This is a genomic window from Dyadobacter sp. BE31 (assembly GCF_031457695.1).
Taxonomy (GTDB): Bacteria; Bacteroidota; Bacteroidia; order Cytophagales; family Spirosomataceae; genus Dyadobacter.
In genome coordinates this window covers 348873-369130 of the sequence record NZ_JAVDXA010000002.1, presented here as the reverse complement: position 1 = coordinate 369130, position 20258 = coordinate 348873, and the positions used below count along the sequence as shown (strand labels likewise).

Annotated in this window: 13 protein-coding genes; 10 read left to right on the top strand and 3 right to left on the bottom strand. The window is 53.5% G+C overall.

The genetic code is table 11. The features are described 5' to 3' along the window. Positions 1–74 precede the first annotated feature (74 nt). The 8 genes from J2Y43_RS10420 (at position 75) to cysC (ending at position 12853) form a co-directional block, all read left to right on the top strand. Positions 75–3065 (top strand): glycoside hydrolase domain-containing protein, encoded by a 2991-nt coding sequence (locus J2Y43_RS10420; RefSeq protein WP_309982128.1) that lies wholly within the window; start codon positions 75–77, stop codon positions 3063–3065. A 223-nt stretch (positions 3066–3288) separates the two neighbouring features. Next, entirely contained in the window at positions 3289–6303 is a 3015-nt protein-coding gene (locus tag J2Y43_RS10415) for a TonB-dependent receptor (RefSeq protein WP_309982127.1), read from the top strand. Positions 6304–6313: 10 nt separating this feature from the next. After that, complete coding sequence (locus J2Y43_RS10410; RefSeq protein WP_309982126.1) at positions 6314–7840, top strand: RagB/SusD family nutrient uptake outer membrane protein; 1527 nt, start codon at positions 6314–6316, stop codon at positions 7838–7840. A gap of 107 nt (positions 7841–7947) precedes the next feature. Continuing rightward, entirely contained in the window at positions 7948–9345 is a 1398-nt protein-coding gene (locus tag J2Y43_RS10405; RefSeq protein ID WP_309982125.1) for an aryl-sulfate sulfotransferase, read from the top strand. A 6-nt stretch (positions 9346–9351) separates the two neighbouring features. Beyond that, positions 9352–10524, top strand: coding sequence for a chromate efflux transporter (gene chrA / locus J2Y43_RS10400; RefSeq protein ID WP_309982124.1), 1173 nt, complete (start codon positions 9352–9354; stop codon positions 10522–10524). Positions 10525–10527: 3 nt separating this feature from the next. After that, positions 10528–11544, top strand: coding sequence for a sulfotransferase (locus J2Y43_RS10395; protein ID WP_309982123.1), 1017 nt, complete (start codon positions 10528–10530; stop codon positions 11542–11544). Between the two features lie 5 nt (positions 11545–11549). Further along, positions 11550–12311: a 3'(2'),5'-bisphosphate nucleotidase CysQ gene (gene cysQ / locus J2Y43_RS10390; protein WP_309982122.1), complete on the top strand. Its 762-nt coding sequence runs from the start codon at positions 11550–11552 to the stop codon at positions 12309–12311. Beyond that, complete coding sequence (gene cysC, locus J2Y43_RS10385) at positions 12308–12853, top strand: adenylyl-sulfate kinase (RefSeq protein WP_309982121.1); 546 nt, start codon at positions 12308–12310, stop codon at positions 12851–12853. Before cysQ ends, cysC begins: the two co-directional genes overlap by 4 nt. A gap of 6 nt (positions 12854–12859) precedes the next feature. Here cysC and J2Y43_RS10380 read toward each other — a convergent pair whose 3' ends face one another. Together J2Y43_RS10380 and J2Y43_RS10375 are read right to left on the bottom strand one after the other, a co-directional pair. Then, entirely contained in the window at positions 12860–14488 is a 1629-nt protein-coding gene (locus J2Y43_RS10380; RefSeq protein ID WP_309982120.1) for a DUF4394 domain-containing protein, read from the bottom strand. Positions 14489–14620: 132 nt separating this feature from the next. Then, entirely contained in the window at positions 14621–17407 is a 2787-nt protein-coding gene (locus J2Y43_RS10375; RefSeq protein WP_309982119.1) for an ATP-binding protein, read from the bottom strand. Between the two features lie 397 nt (positions 17408–17804). Between J2Y43_RS10375 and J2Y43_RS10370 the strand changes: the two genes are divergently transcribed. Together J2Y43_RS10370 and J2Y43_RS10365 are read left to right on the top strand one after the other, a co-directional pair. After that, positions 17805–17957, top strand: coding sequence for a hypothetical protein (locus tag J2Y43_RS10370; protein ID WP_309982118.1), 153 nt, complete (start codon positions 17805–17807; stop codon positions 17955–17957). A 19-nt stretch (positions 17958–17976) separates the two neighbouring features. Beyond that, a complete protein-coding gene (locus tag J2Y43_RS10365; RefSeq protein WP_309982117.1) occupies positions 17977–19320 on the top strand; it encodes a hypothetical protein in 1344 nt (447 codons plus the stop codon). Positions 19321–19343: 23 nt separating this feature from the next. On the opposite strand, the gene J2Y43_RS10360 is transcribed toward J2Y43_RS10365, so the two are convergent. Next, complete coding sequence (locus J2Y43_RS10360; protein WP_309982116.1) at positions 19344–20219, bottom strand: N-acyl homoserine lactonase family protein; 876 nt, start codon at positions 20217–20219, stop codon at positions 19344–19346. Between the last annotated feature and the right edge of the window lie 39 nt (positions 20220–20258).

Genomic DNA, 20258 nt, shown 5'->3' with positions numbered 1-20258 from the left:
CTTATGTAAATCAACAAAATTAAAATTTTATAAAAGTGTGTACGCACACACTTTTATTTGGTAGTTTCGTATTTATGAAACTGACCCTACCGCTTCTTTTCATCTCCCTGGTCTCGTTCCGCCCGTCCGTTGCGCAGGAACTTCCTTATGTTTCCGGCAGCAATTCATGGAACCCCGACTCGCTGGGGAACATCCGAGCCGTAGTAGATGTGAAGCAGAAAGCAGCCGCCGCAAGGGCGGTGATCGACTGGCGCCGCCGCGACGGGCATACCGACAGCGAGGTGATTGTGGTAGACAGCGCGACCAGCCGCCGGGTTTTGAATGTCAAAACAGATCATATCAGCCGCGAATCGGGCGAGATTATTTTCGAACCGGTATCGGGCGCGGGGACCTATTATGTTTACTATTTGCCTTACAAAGTCCAGGGGCGGGCCAATTACCCGACAGCTAACTACCTGAAACGAAGCAACACTGCCACCACGACCTGGCTGAGCAACCTCCAAAATGCGGCACCGGCAAAAGTGCGGCATATAGAAGCCGTCAACGAAATGAGCAGCCCCTACCCGATGGAGGTCATTGCGAAATCGGTGGAAATCAAAAAACTGGTGGCGGCAAATGCTTCGCGGAAGTACCTCGTGTTTCCCGAAGACCGGATGCACGCCATCCGCATGACCGACGACCTGCCGCAGCGATGGATCACGAAAGGCGCCAACCGTCCATTCCGTGACCAGGCCCATCCCGGTGAAAATTATACTTTTCAGCTTGGCGTATACCCTACATCGTTATCACTCGATAATGTGCGCATCCGCTTTTCCGACTTAAAGCACGGCAACGCGGCCATTATTCCTGCGAAAGCATTCTCCTGCCTCAATACCGACGGTACCGGCTGGGATGCGCAACCGGTCAAAAAGCAGGTAGCGGTCGCCAAAGGTAAAGTACAGGCGCTTTGGTGCCTGGCCGACATCCCCGCGAACATCCCTGCGGGCGCCTACACGGGCAAGGTTTACGTAACTGCCGCCAATGCCCCTGAAACGGCTATTGCTATTACCCTGCAAATCGGCGGCCCTGCGCTGGCCGACAAGGGGATCAGCGAGCCGCAAAAGCAGACCCGACTGGCGTGGCTCAATTCCACCATGGCGCAACAGAACGAGGTAATCAGCCCCTACCTGCCGTTGCAGCGGCAAGGCAATACGGTTTCGCTTTTGGGCCGCCGGTTTACCATTGGCAGCAGCGGGCTGCCGGAGCGCATTGAAACCTATTTTACACCGGAAATGACCGCCCTTTCGACCACGCCGAAAGATGTGTTGAAAGCGCCCTTCCGGTTTGTGGCGACGGCCAAAGGCGGAAGCATTGAAAAATGGGCAGACCAGGGCGTCCGCTTTACCGAACAAGCCCCTGGAACGGTGGCCTGGACGGCCTCGGGTACGTCCGCACACCTGCGTATGGACGTGAAGGGGCACATTGAGTTCGACGGTTTTGTAGCCTATGATGTCCAGGTAACGGCACTTTCGGACACCGAGCTGGACGACATTTACATGGATATTCCCATGAACCCCGATGCCGCCCGCTACATGATGGGGCTCAACCTCAAAGGCGGCAAACGCCCCGCTTCCTACGATTGGAAATGGGAAGTGGCTACCAAAAACCAGGATGGCGCGTGGATCGGCGACGTCAACGCCGGGCTCAACTTCTCCCTGCGCGACGAGCATTATGTGCGCCCGCTGAATACCAATTTCTACCTTCAAAAGCCCCTTCTGCTGCCCACTTCATGGGGCAATACCAGCAAAGGAGGCATCCGGATATCGGAACGTGACGGACAGGTGCTTGTCCGGAATTACAGCGGCGCCCGTACCATGAAAAAGGGGGAAAGCCTGCATTACAATTTTACGCTGCTCATTACGCCATTCCACGCGCTGGATACCGATGCGCAATGGAAAACACGGTTCTACCACCGTTACAACGATCCCGACTCGATTAAAGCCAAAGGTGCGACGATCGTCAATATCCACCACGCGACGCCTATTAACCCGTATATCAATTACCCGTTCATCGAGCATAAAGCCATGAAGGCGTATATCGACAAGGCCCATCAGGATGGTTTGCAGGTAAAGATCTACAATACCGTACGCGAGCTATCCAACAGCGCTTACGAACTCTTCCCGCTGCGAAGCCTCGGCCACGAGATCTTCTCGCCGGGCAAAGGATTGGGTTACGCCTGGTTGCAGGAGCATTTGGGCGACGATTACATTGCGGCCTGGTATGTACCTGAAATCAAGGATGCTGCGGTTGTCAACTCGGGTATGAGCCGCTGGCATAACTACTATGTGGAAGGCATGAACTGGCTGACGCAAAACGTGGGAATCGACGGCATTTATCTCGACGACGTAGCTTTCGACCGCACTACCATGAAGCGTGTCAAGCGCGTACTCACCCGCGACGGCCACCCGGGCTACATCGACCTTCATTCGGCCAACCAGTACAACAAGAACGACGGGTTCAACAACAGCGCGAACCTGTACATGGAGCATTTCCCCTACCTGAACAGGCTGTGGTTTGGTGAATACTTTGATTATGAGCAAAATAACCCGGATTTCTTCATGACCGAAGTTTCCGGCATCCCTTTCGGCCTGATGGGCGAAATGCTCGAAAACGGCGGTAACCCCTGGCGGGGCCTCATTTACGGTATGACCAACCGGATGCCCTGGAAAGAAGGCAGCGATGCGCGTGCGATCTGGAAAGTGTGGGATGCGTTCGGGATGCAGGGCAGCAAAATGCTGGGCTACTGGACCGATGCCAACCCGGTCAGAACCGACCATGCGCAGGTGCTTACCACCAGCTACGTGCAGGACAAGCGCGCGCTCATCTCCATTGCCAGCTGGGCAGAAGGCGACACCAGTTTCCACCTGAATATCGATTGGAAAAAACTGGGTATCGATCCGCAGAAAGCACAGATCACCGCGCCGGAGATCGTCAACTTCCAGCCGGCAGCCAATTTCACTGCTGCACAGTCTATTCCGGTTACAAAAGGCCAGGGTTGGTTACTGATTATATCGGAAAAGCCCTGATCAGTAAAATGAAGTACTTCATTTTTATTTTCCAGTAAAATTTTCTTTCAAATTGATAAAATGCAGGAATTTTAATTTTAGAGTGTGTGCGCACACATTTTGTTTTCTACATTTGTTTCAACCTATATTTCACTCTAAATGAGCGCATTTGACAGGAGCTACCAACCGGTAGTCGTTCCCGTCTGGAAGAGCTTTTATGTTAACCCCAAAAACCCAATTCCCTATGAAGTTAAAGGCTATACTGAGTTTCATTTTCGTTGCCCTGCTGGCTGTCGGCAGTAGCTTCGGTCAGACCGGCGAGATCCGCGTGTCGGGTACGGTGACCGACGCCAAGGGTGCCGAGATACCCGGTGCCAACGTATCGCTGGCGGGCACTACCACGGGTGTGATTACCGACACAGAGGGCAAGTTCTCCCTCGCCGTTCCCAATAGCCAATCGGTGCTGCGCATTTCGTTCATCGGCTACAAAACAGCCGAGATCACCGTGGGCAACCAGACGGTCTTCAAGGTTACCCTTGAAGAGGATTCCAAAACGCTCGATCAACTGGTGGTGGTAGGATATGGTACCCAGAAGAAGAAGGACCTCACCGGTGCCGTGAGCTCGATCGCCAGCGAAAGCCTCAACCTCGGTGGTGCCACTTCCAACGTGGCGCAGGCATTCCAGGGACGCGCGGCGGGTGTGCAGGTGAGCCAGTCGAACTCGGCGCCCGGCGGTACTACCGTGGTGCGCATCCGGGGTGGTAACTCCATTTCGTCTACCAACGAGCCTTTATATGTGGTTGATGGCTTCCCTTCCGAAACGGGAAAGGACATTAACCCCAACGATATCGAAGACATCCAGATCCTGAAAGACGCATCCGCAACCGCTATTTATGGTGCGCGTGGGGCCAACGGCGTCGTGATCATCACCACTAAAAGAGGAAAGGCCGGAAAGGCGCAGGTGGTTTTCGACAGCTATTACGGTGTGCAGAAAGTGAGCAGCAGCTACGAGAAGATGACCGGCCTGCAAGCCATGGAAATCACCAATGCCAAGAATGCCGAAAAAGGCCTGCCCGCATTGTACACGCCCACCGACCTGGCCAGCGGAATCAGCAACGACTGGTTCAAACTGGCTACCCGCAATGCGAGTGTGCAGAGTTACAGCCTTACCGCCAGCGGTGGCAATGACGATACCCGCGTGGCATTGTCGCTCAACTATTTCAACCAGGACGGTGCATTGAAAAACACCGACTATGACCGCTACTCGGTACGTCTGAATGCCGACAAGCAGTTTGGCAAGCGTTTCAAAATGGGTGCTAACATATACGGCGCGCATACTTTCTCACGCTTCAAGAACTACGACGGATCTATCGTTCCTTCCAATGTGATGTACGGCATTCTCTCGGCCTCGCCTGCCGTGCCTGCCTACAATGCGAACGGCAGTTTCGCCCGCTTCCAGGGCCGCGACAACCCGCTGGCCTGGCTGCTCGCTCCTACCAACGACAAGTTCGGCAACAAGGTTAACGTCAATGCATTTGCCGAATACATGATCACCGACGAGCTGACTTTCAAAGTGAATGCAGGAACGGAATACAATGGTTTCAAAGAAGGTACCTACCTCCCGCGCGACCTTGTGGACGGGGAGAAAGTGAAAGGCCGCGCTACGGTAAACGACAATGCGGCTTACCGGAACCTGGTAGAAGCTTATTTTACCTACATCAAAACCTTCGGCGAGCATTCGATCAATGCGGTAGCCGGTGTTTCGACCCAGGATGATAAAACCGAAGAGCATTACTCGGCTGTTCAGAATTTCAGCTCGGACGTGTTTTTATACAACAACCTGGGTGCGGGAACCGAACGCGTAACCTCTACCAGCTCGAAAGTCAATACCAAGATCGCATCGGCCTACGGCAGGATCAACTACGGCTTCAAAGACAAATACCTGGCCACATTCACGATCCGTCGCGACGGCTCGTCGCGCTTCGGGGAAAACAACCGCTACGGATATTTCCCGTCGGGATCACTTGCATGGCGCATCGGGGATGAGGAGTTTGTGAAAAGCCTCGACTTGTTCTCCGACCTGAAAGTACGCGCCAGCTATGGTGTTACCGGTAACGACCGTATCGGAGACTACGCCTATATGACCACCTTCTCGCCCGTGAATGTGACCCTCGACGGTGATAATTCCTATGGCGGTGTGGCAGCGACCCGCTTGCCTAACCCCGACCTGAAATGGGAAAGTACCGCACAGCTCGACCTCGGTGTGGACATGGCGTTCCTTGGCGGCCGCATTTCGGCGACATTCGATTACTACCACAAAAAGACCAACGACCTGCTGATGAATATCCCTATCGGCGACTGGCAGGGTTTCAGCAGCCAGATCGTGAATGCGGGTGCCATCCAGAACAAGGGTCTTGAACTTTCCCTTAATACGCAGAACATTTCCAAAGGCAGCTTCCGCTGGAAAACCGCATTGAACATTGCCTATAACAAGCAGAAGATCCTCGACCTCGGCGGACGTCCGTACATTATCACTACCACTGCCAACCCTTACGGCGGCCGTGCGGTGGATTTCACCAAGCTGGAACCGGGCCGCGAGCTCAGCAGCTTCTTCGGGTATCAGTATGCAGGCGTGATCAAAACCGGCGAAAGTTATGCGCCGCAGCCCAATGCACCGGCAGGAAGCCCCAAATATGTGGATGTGAACGGCGACAACGTGATCAACGCCAACGACCGCACCTTCCTGGGCCATGCCAACCCGCATTATACTTTCGGGATCGGCAACGAGTTCAGATACAAGAACTTCGATTTGAATATCTTCATGCAGGGTGCATTGGATTACAGCCTGTACAATGCGAATGCGCTGATCCTCGAATCGGGCTTCGGTACTTCGGCACTGAACCGCTGGACGCCTAACAACCAGAACACCGATATTCCACAGGATGGCTACGCTACCACTTCTTATGGTGGTTATATCAACTCCCGCTTCATCGAGGACGCTTCTTACCTGCGCTGCAAGATGATCACGCTGGGCTACGAGCTTCCATTTGGGCAGGCTAGCCGGGTGAAAGTGAGGCTGTACGGCACGGTGCAAAACCTGTTCACGATCACCGGCTACACCGGTACCGATCCTGAGGTGAACACCAAAGCGGCCAACAGCGGCAGCTCGGCCAGCAGCATCAACCTCGCGTCGGGTCTGGATTACACCGCGTTCCCGTCCTACCGTTCCTATACCCTTGGCTTAAAAATCAATTTCTAATAGCATCAAAATGAAATACATCTCAATTCTGTCACTGATGATGTTGTTCGTGGCGGTTTCCTGCGAAAGCCTGATCGAACCGAAAGTTTACAGCATCCTGACCGACGCCAATGCATTCCAGTCGAAAGACGATGCCATTGCCGCCGTGAATGCAGCCTATTCCCGACTGAAACAACCCAGCGGAAGCAACGACTCGTGGATGTATTACGCGGGTTTCCAGGTAACCATCACCGACCTGACCACCGATGCCGGCCATGCCAAATCGGGCGGGGACGTGGGACTCATGTCCGACGCCAACTGGGGACCTAGCAATACCTACCTCGCCTATGCGTGGCAGCACCAGTACAAGCTGGTTTCGGATGTGAACAATGCATTGTATTACATTCCCAAAATCAAAGCGCTGACCGATGAGGAGCAAGCGCAGTTTGCAGGCGAGCTGAAATTCCTCCGTGCGCTGGGGTATTACGACCTTACCAATGCATTTGGCCCGGTACCTTTGATGACCGAAGATTCGGTGGCCAAAAACATCCAGAACCCGGATTATGAAGCGAAAACACCTGTTACCCAGGTAGCGGACATCAATGCGAAGATCATCAGCGACCTGGAATATGCCGCGCAGAACCTGCCATTGAACTACACCAGCAGCAAAATCTACAAAACCAACGACGTTGGCCGAGCTACCAAAGGCTCCGCACTCGCATTGCTTTGCAAGCTTTACATGCGGGAGAAAAACTGGCAGAAAGTCGTGGAGATCAGCCAGCAGATCACCGATCTGAAACAATACCAGCTGTACCCGTCCTACTCGGAACTGTTTGCGGAAAGCAATAAATGGTGCTCCGAAAACATTTTCAGCGCATTGTCCAACAACCTCGTGGATGCCACCGAAATGATGAACCACTTCGGGCCGATCAACCACAAGGAGGTGACCGACCGCTGGCAGTATTTCGGGATCCCGTGGCGGTTCTGGAATACGTTCGAGAAGAATGACGAGCGTCGTGAAATGTTCTTCTACGACTACATCGGTACCGACGGCCTTCGCTACGTGCAGCCACCGGCCGGGGCCGTGAACCCGCCCGCAGGTTACTATTACCTGCCCGACGTCGCCTCGAAGAAATACGCCGACCCGAAAGGCTCTACGACCTACCTCGACGGCCACGTATTCCCGATCATCCGTTACGCCGATATCCTGCTCAGCCGTGCCGAAGCGTTGAACGAGCTCACAGGCCCGAATGCGGAAAGCATCCAGCTGATCAACCAGGTAAAAAGCCGCTCGAAAGCCACATTACTGGGCACGGCAGGCACATTCACCAAAGAAACCCTGCGCGACGCGATCCTGCAAGAGCGCGGATGGGAGTTCTTCTTCGAATGCAAACGCCGCGAGGACCTGATCCGGATGGACAAATACCAGAGCATGGTGAATACTTACCTGAGCGCCATCGGCAAAACACCTCGTATCGATATTAACAAGCACAGATATTTCCCGTACCCACAGGCACAGGTAGACATTAACCCTAACCTTTCGAATACCGGCAGATAACCGTCGGGCAAACATGCAGCCAGGCAGTACGCATTTTCGCGTATTGCCTGCTGCCATTTCAGGGCCGGTTTTGAATTATATTTACAAATCCATTACATCCAGTTCCTATGCAACGTATCCTCCTCGCATTTGCTATCCTGATCACCGGTCTGACGTTCGTTGGCTGCAATGGCACGGGTATCGAAACGATCAGCCTCAGCGCGCCGGGCAGGAACACGCTGAAAGTGAGGATAGACGTAAAAACCACCGACCCGTGCACAGTCCGCATCGAGTACTGGCAGAAGGCCGACTCGCTGCACAAGTTCACGACCACTTCGTCGCCCGCAGGTACCGACCACGCATTGGTACTGACGAATCTGCGGCCCAAATCGCAATACCTTTACCATATTATTTCCTCGGAAGGTGGTAAGGAAACCACCAGCAAGGTTTACGATTTCCGGACGTCGGGCTACCCGATGTGGATCCAGGATTTTTTCCAGACCATTGCGCCCGACTCGACCATCGTTCCGGACGCATTCAAAAAAGGCTTTATCCTCTTCTCTCGCCGCGAAACGCCGGGGATTATTTTCCTGCTGGATCATAAAGGCGATATCCGCTGGTATCATCAGGTGAATGGCACCGGCTTCAAAACCACACATTTCACACGCAACAAAACCATCCTGTCCATTCTCGGGACAGAAGAGTACCCCACCAGCTACGGCAACGAAATCCTGGAAGTATCGCTCACCGGCGATACGCTGCTGCACCTGAAAAAAGGTGAGAGTGATTTCAAAGAGACGATCCACCACGAGATTATCCTCAACGACCGCAGCGAGATCGTGACATTGAATGTGCAAACCCGCATCATGGACCTCAGCTCCGTGGGCGGCACAAAGCAGGATACGGTCAAAAGCGACGGCATTCTGGTGCTCGACCGCAAGGGGAAGAAAGTATGGGGCTGGTCGGTATTCGATGCGCTCGACCCGCTGAAAGACCCCAAAATCATGCAAGAGAAAAAAGACTGGATGCATGCCAACAGTGTAAGTTTCGACCGTGACGGGAATTACCTGATGTCATTTTACAACAACGGGCAAATCTGGAAAATCGACTCCAAAACCGGCAAGGTACTCTGGAAATTCGGCCGGGGTGGCGATTTCAAAATGCCTGCCGAAGGCGTTTTCGACCAGGGTCATGCCGTTCACCGCAATGCCCAGGGCGACCTGATGCTGTTCGACAACGGTACCAGCAAGGAAACGACCCGCACGCTCACATTCGGGCTGGACGAGTCAGCCAAAACTTCCGTTTTGAAACACCATATTACATTACCCAAGGAGTTTTACACCGCGCGCATGGGCAGCGCCTACCTGGTAGGGCCCGATGCCGTGCTGCATTGCAGTTCCAAAACCAACAGCATTGTCCTCACCAACCTCGACGGACGTTTCCTGTGGGCGCTCAAAAGCAGGATTATGCCTTACCGCGCCGAGTTTGTTCCACAAGAGCAGGTTGCCCCCTACCTGGTAAACTGACGCGCGATGCAACCGGTACCCGTCTATCTTTTCCTGACTTTCCTGAAAATCGGCGCCACGTCGTGGGGCGGCTTCATGTCGCTAATTTCGATGATTCAGAAAAAGGTCGTTGAAAAGGACCGTATGCTCGACAATGCGAAGGTTATGGAGGGAATTTCGCTCGCATCAGTACTGCCTGGGCCGATGGCCGTGAATGTGGTTTCCTATGTGGGTTACCAGCTCGGCGGGTGGAAAGGCGCATTCGTCAGCGTTGCCGCGGTAATCCTGCCCTCGTTCGTGTTAATGCTCGCCCTTTCGCATTTCTACTTTCAATATGGCGATGTACCGGCGATGAGCCATTTCTTTGCGGGAATATTGCCTGCGGTCGCCGCCATTATCATCAGCGTGGCGATCAGTATGGGCCGTAAGAATATTTCGGATGTTCCGCAAATACTTATTGCACTCGCTTCCTGCATGGTGGTGTTTGTTTCAAAATCCTATTTCACCACCCTGGCTGTGCTGCTCGTAAGTGCATGGGCAGGTTATTTTATTTATTTCGGAAAGACAAACTCCCCCGCTGCAACTGAATCCACTCCGGGGAAATTCAAAATACCCTATCCATTGCTCGCAATCCTGACCCTGGGCATTGTGCTGGTGGCCTGGCCGCAAAGCAACCCGCTGGCCGCATTGCACCGGACTATCCTGCTGACATTCTCCGGCATGAGCCTTACCCAATTCGGCGGCGGCTACGTGATCATCCCGGCCATGCAGAAGATCATCGTCGACGGCCACCGCTGGCTTTCTGACCGGGCTTTTGCCGACGCCATCGCAATGGGGCAAGTCACGCCCGGGCCGATTTTTATCAGCGCCACCTTCATCGGCTATAAACTGGCCGGCTTCTGGGGTGCATTGAACGCCACCATCGCCATTTTCACCCCGACGGCCATTCTGACCGTCATAGCAGCCCGTTTTTTCAATAAAATCTCCCAATCGGAGGTGGTCATTGCGGTATTTAAAGGCCTGCGACCGGCCATTATCGGGATGATCGTGTCCGCGGGCATCTCCATTTTGTTGGGCGATGGCATAACCTTGTTTTCTGCGGCTGTGTTTGCTGCGGCACTCGGCGCCACGATTTATTTCAAAACCGACCCGGCATTGGTGGTACCGGCTGCCGGCATTCTTGGATTACTTATATTGTAAGTCATGGTATTTATCCCTGTTCAAATCATCGGCACCCAGCGAAGCGGCTCCAATTTGCTGCGGCTCATGCTTAATCAGTTACCCGAAGTATCGGCCCCACACCCGCCGCATATTCTCGAAAGGCTGATGCCGCTCCTGCCCGCTTATGGCGATCTGGCCATTGAAAGCCAGTTCGACCAGCTGATCGAGGATGTGTGCACGCTCGTGGAAACCAACCCGGTACCCTGGGCCGGCCTTACCCTCGACCGCCCGGCTGTCCGGCAGCGGTGCGACGCGCCTACCCTGCCCGAAATTGCCAAAGCGGTGTATGAGCTGAAAGCCGATGCCGACGGCGCGCGGATCTGGACGTGCAAAAGCATGGCTAACATCCATTATGCCGCCGAACTCGAACAGTACAGCACGCCGCCCCGCTACATCCACCTCTTCCGCGACGGACGTGATGTAGCGCTTTCTTTCAAAAAGGCCATTGTAGGTGAAAAACACAGCTATCACCTGGCCCAACAATGGAAGAGCGAGCAGGAGGCATCCATCGCATTGTATGAAAACCTCGACTCCGGGCGCGTGCTCCGTGTGCGCTACGAGGATTTATTAAAAGACCCTGAAACCGAACTGAAACGCATTTGTTCGTTCATCGGAGCAGAATATTCGGCAACGGCATTGGCCTATCATGAGTCGGCCGAGTCGCGGGAGACCGCCAATTCGGGGTTAATGTGGCAGAATGTGGTCAAACCCGTCCTAACCGACAACCACCGCAAGTTCCTGACCGGGCTTTCGGAAGCCGACGTCCGCATTTTCGAGCGCGTAGCAGGCGATACCCTCGAAAAACTGGATTACGAACTCGTTTATGAAAAAGACGGCACGCCATTTTCAGCGGAGGAAATCGCCGATTTCTCGCAGGTCAACCAGGAGTTGAAACAAGAATTCAGGAGCAAACTGAGGCCGGAAGACCTTGAAAAAAGACGCCCGCAGGAGCAACTCCTCAAAGCGATTGCCGGCCGGTTGCCTCTTATCCCTCATTGAAAATTATGCAGATAGACATCAACATACTACCCGCCATAGCCCGCGAAGCCGGGAATGCGATTATGGGCATCTACAACGATCCCACCCGATCGGGCGAGGTGGAAAACAAAGCCGACGACTCGCCGCTCACGCTTGCCGACAAAGCCTCGCACGAAGTGATCGTAGCCGCGTTGGCCAAACATTTTCCGGGCATACCTGTACTCTCCGAAGAAGGCCGTAACATTCCTTTTGAGGAAAGAAAAAACTGGCATACCTACTGGTGCGTGGATCCGCTCGACGGCACCAAGGAGTTTGTGAAACGAAACGGCGAGTTCACGGTCAATATCGCGCTCATACGCGACCGCACACCTGTGATGGGCGTTATACACGTACCCGTAACGGGCGTGACCTATTATGCCGACCAGGCGGGCGGCGCGTGGAAAACCGACGCCGCGGGTAGTGCCGTCAGACTTCAAACGAGCCATGCCGATGCCGGCTGGACCGCGGTAGGCAGCCGCTCGCACGGGAGCCCCGAGGAAGCCGCGGTACTGGCCCGGTACCCCGTCACGAACCAGGTGTCGGTGGGAAGTTCCATCAAATTCTGCTTCGTTGCCGAAGGCCTCGCGCACATTTATTTTCGCCAGGGACCGACCATGGAATGGGACACCGCCGCCGGACAAGCTATTCTCGAATGCAGTGGCGGCAAAATGACCACCGCTTCGGGTGAGCCGTTTTTGTACAACAAAGAATCACTGCTGAACGGCAGTTTCCTGTGCCTGTGCCGATGAAAGCGCATCAAAAAGGGATGGTAGTGTGGCTGCTGGGGCATTCGGGGGCAGGTAAAAGCACCCTCGCCCAAATGCTTGCCCACCGGCTCGAAACGGACGGCTACCGTACGCTCCCGCTCGACGGCGACGTGGTGCGGGCGGGTATGAACAGCGACCTGGGCTTTTCCGATGCCGACCGCCTCGAGAATATCCGGCGCGTGGCGGAGCTCTGCAAAATACTGCTCGAAAAAGACCTCATTGTGATTTGCTCCTTCATTACACCCATGCAATCGCACCGCGACTTGCTGCGAAAAACCCTCGGCGACCGTTACCTCGAAATATACCTGGAATGCCCGATTGCCATTTGCGAGCAGCGCGACGTGAAGGGCCTCTACCGAAAGGCCCGGAACCACGAAATCGAAAATTTTACGGGTATCGGATCCGGCTTCGACGTGCCAACGCAGCCGGATCTCACGATACCGACTGCGTTATGGCAAGCCGACGAATGCGCAGAGGCTGTGTACCGGCTGACGATCGGTGCGATGCCTGGTGGCGGCATTTAATTCTTCCTAGTAGTAAACGTCGTAAAAATTGTGTCCCATGGCCAGTCCGCCTATGTTATTGTATCTGAAACGGGCCGATTGAAATTGACCGGTAATGGCGTCGATCTTGTAAAACCTTGTCATGCCGTCCACTTTTAGCAAAGCATAGGCGTATTCATTGTACCCGCCGAAATCAAAACCATTCACCTTGTCGATCTTCCCGGCAATATCCAGTTTGCCTTCTTTCGTCAGGTTGTTGGTGCCGGACACTTGCCGCAGGATCACATTGGTTTCCCGGTCTATGCCGAACAGGAAGGTGTAACCATAAGGTAGTTCGAGGCCTGGCTGGCTGTTCGAGTACGCGATTGCGTCGAGGCCCTTCTCCTTTCCGGCAGGATAATAGAGCGGCGGAAGCTGGATCACTCTGCCTCTCTCCACATCGATGCTAATGAACAAGCCGCTGGTCGTTATCACCCTCATTTCATTTGTAAGAGGTTCAAAACTGATTCCAAAGCCAGGGTCCGCACTGAGGTTAAGCGGCAAATCGAGCTTGCACGACATTTTCGCTTCGCTGGTCCCGGGGTCGATCTGGTACACCTTGCTATCGGTCGCGAGGGCATACAATTTCGCCAATGGAGCGATGGAGAAATCTATACCCAGCAGCTTTACACCGTCCGGAAGCCCTTTGATCCGGGTTTCACGAATATCCCCGTCTTCATCGATCGAACCGACCGGATTGAAAGTCAGCAGCGTATTGCCGTCATTGATCGCGTAGGCGACGTTGGCGGGAATCGTAATCCCTATGATCTTTCGTTTGGGCAAATCCCCAATCCGCTGCAACCTGCCTGTTTTCAGATTGACATAATCGAGTTCCCATTTACCGCCATAGCGAATGGATGCAATCCCGAATTGCTCACCAAACCGCGTGGTCGTCGAAATGTCAAACCCGCCGACCTCTTCCACGTCGATACCGAAATGGCCGACCGTCGTAATGCTGCCTGCCTCCGGGTTTTCATATCTGACGAGTTTGTCGGCATGGCTATCCAATCCGAAAAGCGTCGTGCTTGTCGCGCCCGGGTAATTATTGCTGTATGCTACCGCTCCGACGTCCGGGGTGGAAACCCCTTTTCCCTCCTGCTGCCCATCTTCCAGGCGCAGCAGCACATTATCGCCTTTGGCCGTCACGATTCGCATACGGTCGCGCACGGGATCAATGTCAAAACCAATGGTTGTATTCAAATCCGTTTTAATTCCTAGCTTGTGGAGGATGAAAACGGGCCGGGTTACGCGATAGCCCGTCGTGTTCACGGAATAGACCGTCCGGAAATTACTGATCGCGAAAATTTCGCCCGTCGTCGGCCGGGAATCAATCCCAATGATTTTCTCGCCCGGGTCCCGCGTTTCCAGTTTGATGGAATCAATGATAGTTCCCGGCTTCCTGACATCCATCCGGTACACCGTGTTGTTCTCATTCAACGCATACACAATCTTGCCGGGCAATTCATAGTCACTCGGGTCGGCCGGCACCCGATGGTCCTCACAAGCCTGCGCCAACAGGCCTAGCAGCACTAATTTGGAAATGCGTAAGGAGGCTCTTCCGGCAGGTACACCATGCAGCCACCTTAGTACCAGCCGCATGCTCTGATTTCTTTTCATGGACAATTGTTTTAAGTGAATTCCTGCTCCGGGCAGTCCGGAACAGGATCACAAAACTATTGGCCGTGATGGGGCGAAGGCTATGACGGATGTTGCAAAATCGGATAGGAAAGTTGCGAAACGGGCTAAAAATCACGTATTGGCGTACTCGCTCGGCGACACGCCGTATTTTTTGCGAAATCGTTTGGCAAAGTAAGATTGCTCGTTGAATCCGACCGAATAGCTGATCTGAGTGAGGGAATCGGCCCGGGAACGGATCAGGATGGCGGCACGCTGCAGGCGGATGTCGTTGATCAGCTCATTGGGTGAAATATCGAACAGCGCTTTCACCTTGCGGAACAACTGCGTGCGGCTGAGGCACATTTCCCCGGCCAGCTGCTCCACGCTGAACGACGCATTGCTCATATTGGCCTCAATGGCAGCGCGCAGGTTCGCTACGAACTTGTCGTCGGCCGACGGAACCCGCTCTTCCGCAGGACCGTTCATGATTTCCTTGCGGTACTTGGCAGCCAGGTTCTTGCGCAGGGATATGAGGTTGCTCACGCGCACGCGCAGCTCGTCCGTGGAAAAAGGCTTAGCCAGGTAATCGTCGGCGCCTGTACGCAACCCATCCATGCGCGAGTCCTGGTCCGACTTCGCCGTCAGCAGCAGCACCGGAATATGGCTGGTGAGCTCATTCTCGCGGATATGGCGGGTGAGGTCGATTCCATCCATTTCCGGCATCATTACGTCGGATATGATGATGTCGGGCATCATTTCAATGGCCGTTTTCAGGCCATCGGCCCCATCGGTCGCGGTAATCACCCTGAACTGGTCGTGAAAGACATGGGCAATAAAATGCCGCAGCTCCTGGTTGTCCTCCACAATCAGCATACAGTCTTCCGCCTGGTTATTGGGCTCCATTTTGGTGGTAATGGGATGGGCTGCGCCGGACTTTTTTAACGCAGCCGGCGCGCCTTCCGCTACTACTATTTCCGCGAAATCCAGTTTCTCTTTCGTCACCGGCAAGGCTATTTCAACAACAGTACCTTCTCCCGGCCGACTCGTCAGACCGAGCTTCCCGCGATACAGCTTGACCAGCTCGCTCACCATCGCCAACCCGAGCCCCGTGCCGGGCTGGCCGTCGTCCACCGTTCGCCGTACCTGGTAAAAGGGTGAGAAAACATGCGGCAAATCCTCCTGTGATATGCCCGCACCCGTGTCCGCGAGGGTGATCTGCAACTCGGAATGATCACCACTGGTACGCAGCGACAGCGTCACATTTCCGCCCGCTTCCGTAAATTTGAATGCATTGGAAAGGATATTGTTCATGATTTTTTCCAGCTTGTCCCGATCGAACCAGGCCTCGGACCGGGGCAGGTCGAAATGCGTGACGAACGCAATTTTTTTAGCCTCCGCGAGTGAATCGAATGACGTGGCCAGTATACGAAGCCATTCCTGCAAGTCGCCATGCGCTATTTGCAGGGTCATTTTGCCCGCTTCCAGTTTGGATAGGTCCAGCAGCTGATTCACCAGATCGAGCAAGCGGTTGGCGTTCCGTTTGACCAGGTTCAGGTTTTTATGGTCGTTACCGGATGGCTTACCCGAACGCAGCATTTCCTCTACCGGCGCCAGGATCAGCGAAAGCGGTGTGCGGAATTCATGGGAGATATTGGCAAAAAAGCGGGATTTGAGCAGATCCGTCTCTTCCAGCTGCCTGATCAGCGTTTTTTGAACATCCAGCAACTGCCTCGACTTGCGGTTACGCGATTGCTGTAAATAGTAAATGATCACCGTTGCCACGGAAAGTAACAGCGAACCAATGATCCAGAAGTTCTTGGAAGCGATTTGCAGCCGCTTTTCCTGTTCCAGCAGCTGTATTTTCTGCTCCTTCTTCGCCGATTTGAACTGCTCTTCCAGCCGGACAATCTGCTTGCTTTTCTCCTCGTTCAGCAGCGTATTCCTGAGATTGTAATATTCATCTATATATTGCCTGACTTTCGGAAAGTCATTCTGCTTCATGCTCAGCTCCACGAGTTTGAGATACACCTTTTGCGTGCCGTTTTTAATGCCGCTTTCCTGGTTGATTTTAAGCGATTGATGCAGGTATGCCTCCGATTCCCGGTACCGGCCCGTTTTGGTATACAATTGGCCGAGATTAGCCAGTATCGAAGCTTCCGCATACCGGTTGCCGCTTTTCCTGGCGGCTACCAACGCCTCGTCGAAATACTTTTCCTGCAATGTGGTGTTGTTGAAATAGCTGCCGTATGACGCCCCGATATTGGAAAGGATAACCGGCAGGTAAAATGGCATGGAATGCTCCCGTGCGATCGCGAGGCTTTGAAAAAACCTTTTCAGCCCCTCTTTATGCTTCTTTCGCCGCAGTTCAATGTCCCCCAGGCCGTTCAGCGCCCTCGCCTGCAAGCCATAGTCGTGGGAAATCTCCGCATATTTTATTGCTTTGGTATAATACCCTTCTGCCTGCGAAAGGTCGTCGAGGTCGGTGTAAATCACGCCGAGGGTCCGGTTACTTTCTGCCACCAGGCCTGTAAATCCATATTTCTCGGCAATGGCTTCCGCGCTCAACGCGTGCCTGATCGCGGCCTCATTCTGCCCGGTCATTTGATAATTCATGGCCAGCCATATCTGCGCGGATGCGATCCCTTTATGAAAAGATAGTTTTTGGGCCAGTCTCAATGCTGCCTCGCCGTTGCTCTGCGCCTGGTTCTGATCCACGCCAAAATAATAGCGACTCAACCGGATGTATATATTCACCCGCACCGTGTCCTCTGCCCGGTGCAGGCTCAGCTCGTGTTTCAGACTGTCGGCTATCGATTTTTGGGCCAATGCATTGCCGGCAAACCAGCACCCCGGCAACATCAGCAGCGCGAGGACGCCGTATTTCTTTTTGAAAAAACTAAAAATCAACCAACACATCATACGGGATCTGATTTGGATAATAGCACCCCGGAAAAACCAGGGTAAAAGAGTCTTTTACCAGCAGGATATTCCCCGATTGCAGCAGCAAGATCAGTGTGCGTAAGTGACGAAAAGAAACAGGGATCGGAATGCGGGTTATCCAGCGCAGGATTTCCGGCAAAATAATGGAAGTTAGCGCAACACGCCAAACCAGAAAGAATGCTTCACCCAACGCCGCCCTGCCCAACCTACCCCCATTTAAGTAACTTACAATTAAAGGTTTAGGAATATCAGTTCATACTGGCGCACAAATGATGCATGCAACAAATTTACCTCTGAATGCATCAAAAGTCGGGGTGAAAGGCGGCCAAAAGCATGAGTTTTGCGAATCGTTAAAGACACCATTTAACCATTAGCCATGAAAACAATTATCTGTTCATTACTCGCCCGCATGCTCTTTAACCAACCCAACTTTGATTTCCTGGAATACACGGGACTCGATTTCGATCCCGCCGAAGAAGGCCATGACGATCCCGTCCCGGAAACGACGGCGGTTATGGCTGATGAGTGATGTTAATAAAGCATTTGAAATGATGTTTCCCATCCTCATACAACCATCCCCTATTGCCGGCGCCTCTTTGGTACGAAAGCTGATCGAAATCCAATCCGTAACTTTACCGTCCATGAGGCTGCTGTTTTTTGTACTGTTTTTAGGCATTTTCCGCATTTCCAATGCACAGGATTCTATCCGGGTGACCTTCGCCGAGGAAGAATCCCAGGAAACATTTGTGAAGCAGCGGTTTGTAGACCGGTATGAGAATGTATTCATGACCAAGGTACCGACGCGCCATATGCTGAAACTGGGGCTTGCATTTACCCCCAACTACATTTTCAGCGTTGAAAACACCGCCAACAATACCACGCCGGTCGAGCTCGGATATGAGTACAAGGTGCTGCCGTCATGGTCGGTAGGTGCCGATATGGGCGTCAGCGGAGGATGGGGTGATAATGCCGGATTGGAAGGACTGATCTCAGGAAAAATTTACGCCCGGTGGTACTACGATATGCGCCGGCGGATAAAGGAAGGGACCGGGAGCAACAACTTCACGGGGAATTTTCTGGCCGTAGTCGGCGAGCGGCAATGGGGCAAGGAGGTGGTGAATAACCAGCTGAAAAGACTCGGGTTGGAGTTCGGCCTGCAACGGCGCTTTCTGAACCGGGGCCGGCTCGAACTGGGCATCGGGCTCTATTACCAGGATTTCCGGCGAGACGATTCCCCCCTGTTGGTGGCTTATGAGTTTGGCAAGTCCTCCCGCATCGCCATCGCTTCCCGCACGAGCATGGGACTCGCTTTCGGAGATTGGAAAAGGCAGAAAAACCAGCCCTTTTGCGAGGTATTGCGCTGCGACGATTTTGTACAACAACTCTGGAAGCTACAATGGCCCACCGTTTATATTTCACCCGATTACTCCAACGGAAGCATTGGCCTCGCTTATGAGCGGAAGTTGAAAAGTAGCCCATTCTCCCTGAACACGCAGTTTTCAGTGAATTACATGCGCATTGTATCGAGAGATTATCCGACACCCGGGGCCAGGCTTACGTCGAACGACTATCAGCTGCAATCGACTTTGCATTTACGCTATTATACCGACCAGAAAAAGGCCATACGGCAAGGTACGGGCGGAAATAACCTGTCGGGCCTCTACGTTGCCCCTTACTTCCACCATCTCTTCTATCACAGCGAAACCTATTTCGGCGAGGGGAAAAGCAAGCGCCATTTGGGACTGGGTGCCGCCGGCGGTTTCCAACAGGTTGTGTTTGGTAGTGCGTTCATCGACGTATCCGCCGGGCTCAGTCATAATCTGCTGAAAATCACCGAAAACTCGCGCCGCTATCTGGGTTACTTCCGCATGGGTTTCGGGCTTGTGTTATAGGGATGGGCCCCAGGTGAGCCACCCTATCTGATCGCGGCGATGCCGGGAGCGACTTTCGGAAATTTCTCGAACACCCTCGAATCGTGGCCCGGCAGGATGTATTTCGGATCGCTTACCAGGGTTTTCATGCGCTTAATGGCGTCGACATAACCCTCCGGATCGGTTGTACCGCCCGGTGAAGGAGGCGTCAGGTGATCGAGGCTGTAATAAATCCAGATGTTGTCCGAAGCAATCACGACTTTCTCCTTACCATTGCTGACCATCACGTACTGCGAGTCATAGGTATGTTTCGAGCCAGTAAAAACGGTCACGCCCGGCAGTATCTCCTTATTATCCCCGGCGATCAGACTTAGCCGCCCCGCCAGGTTGAGGTCTATCACCATCCGGACGTCGCTTTGGGCAAACCCGCCCTTGCGGCCATCCTTTTGCCAGGCAGTTCCCACGAATCCCTCAAAATCGTCCTTTTGCATCCACAGCGTGGCATTCGGGAACAGTGCCGCGCCGCCGAGGTGGTCCCAATGCGGATGAGATAGAATAATATCGCTTACGTCCCCCGGCTTCACGCCCATTTTCAACAATGCCGAATCGGGCCGGATATAGCCGGCGATTTTGAAAAACTCCTCCTCTTTAACCTTTTCGGGCATGAACCCGGCATCCACGAGGATGTTCCGGCCATTCTTGCCCTTTAACAACCAAAACATAAAACTGATCGGGACCGGCACATCCTTCCCGCCTCCGCTGGCCCATTCGGCTTCGTAAAACTGCTTGTCGGTGCCGGCGAATTTGATCGCAAATACTTCATAGGTATCGGATTGCGCCTGAATTAAAAGGGGAAAGCATATTAAAAAAGCGACTGTCGCGATGACGAGTGACTTCATTGATCCAATAATTCGGTTCATGGCTGGGATATGTTAAAGAAAAAACGATGTGCGCGGCTG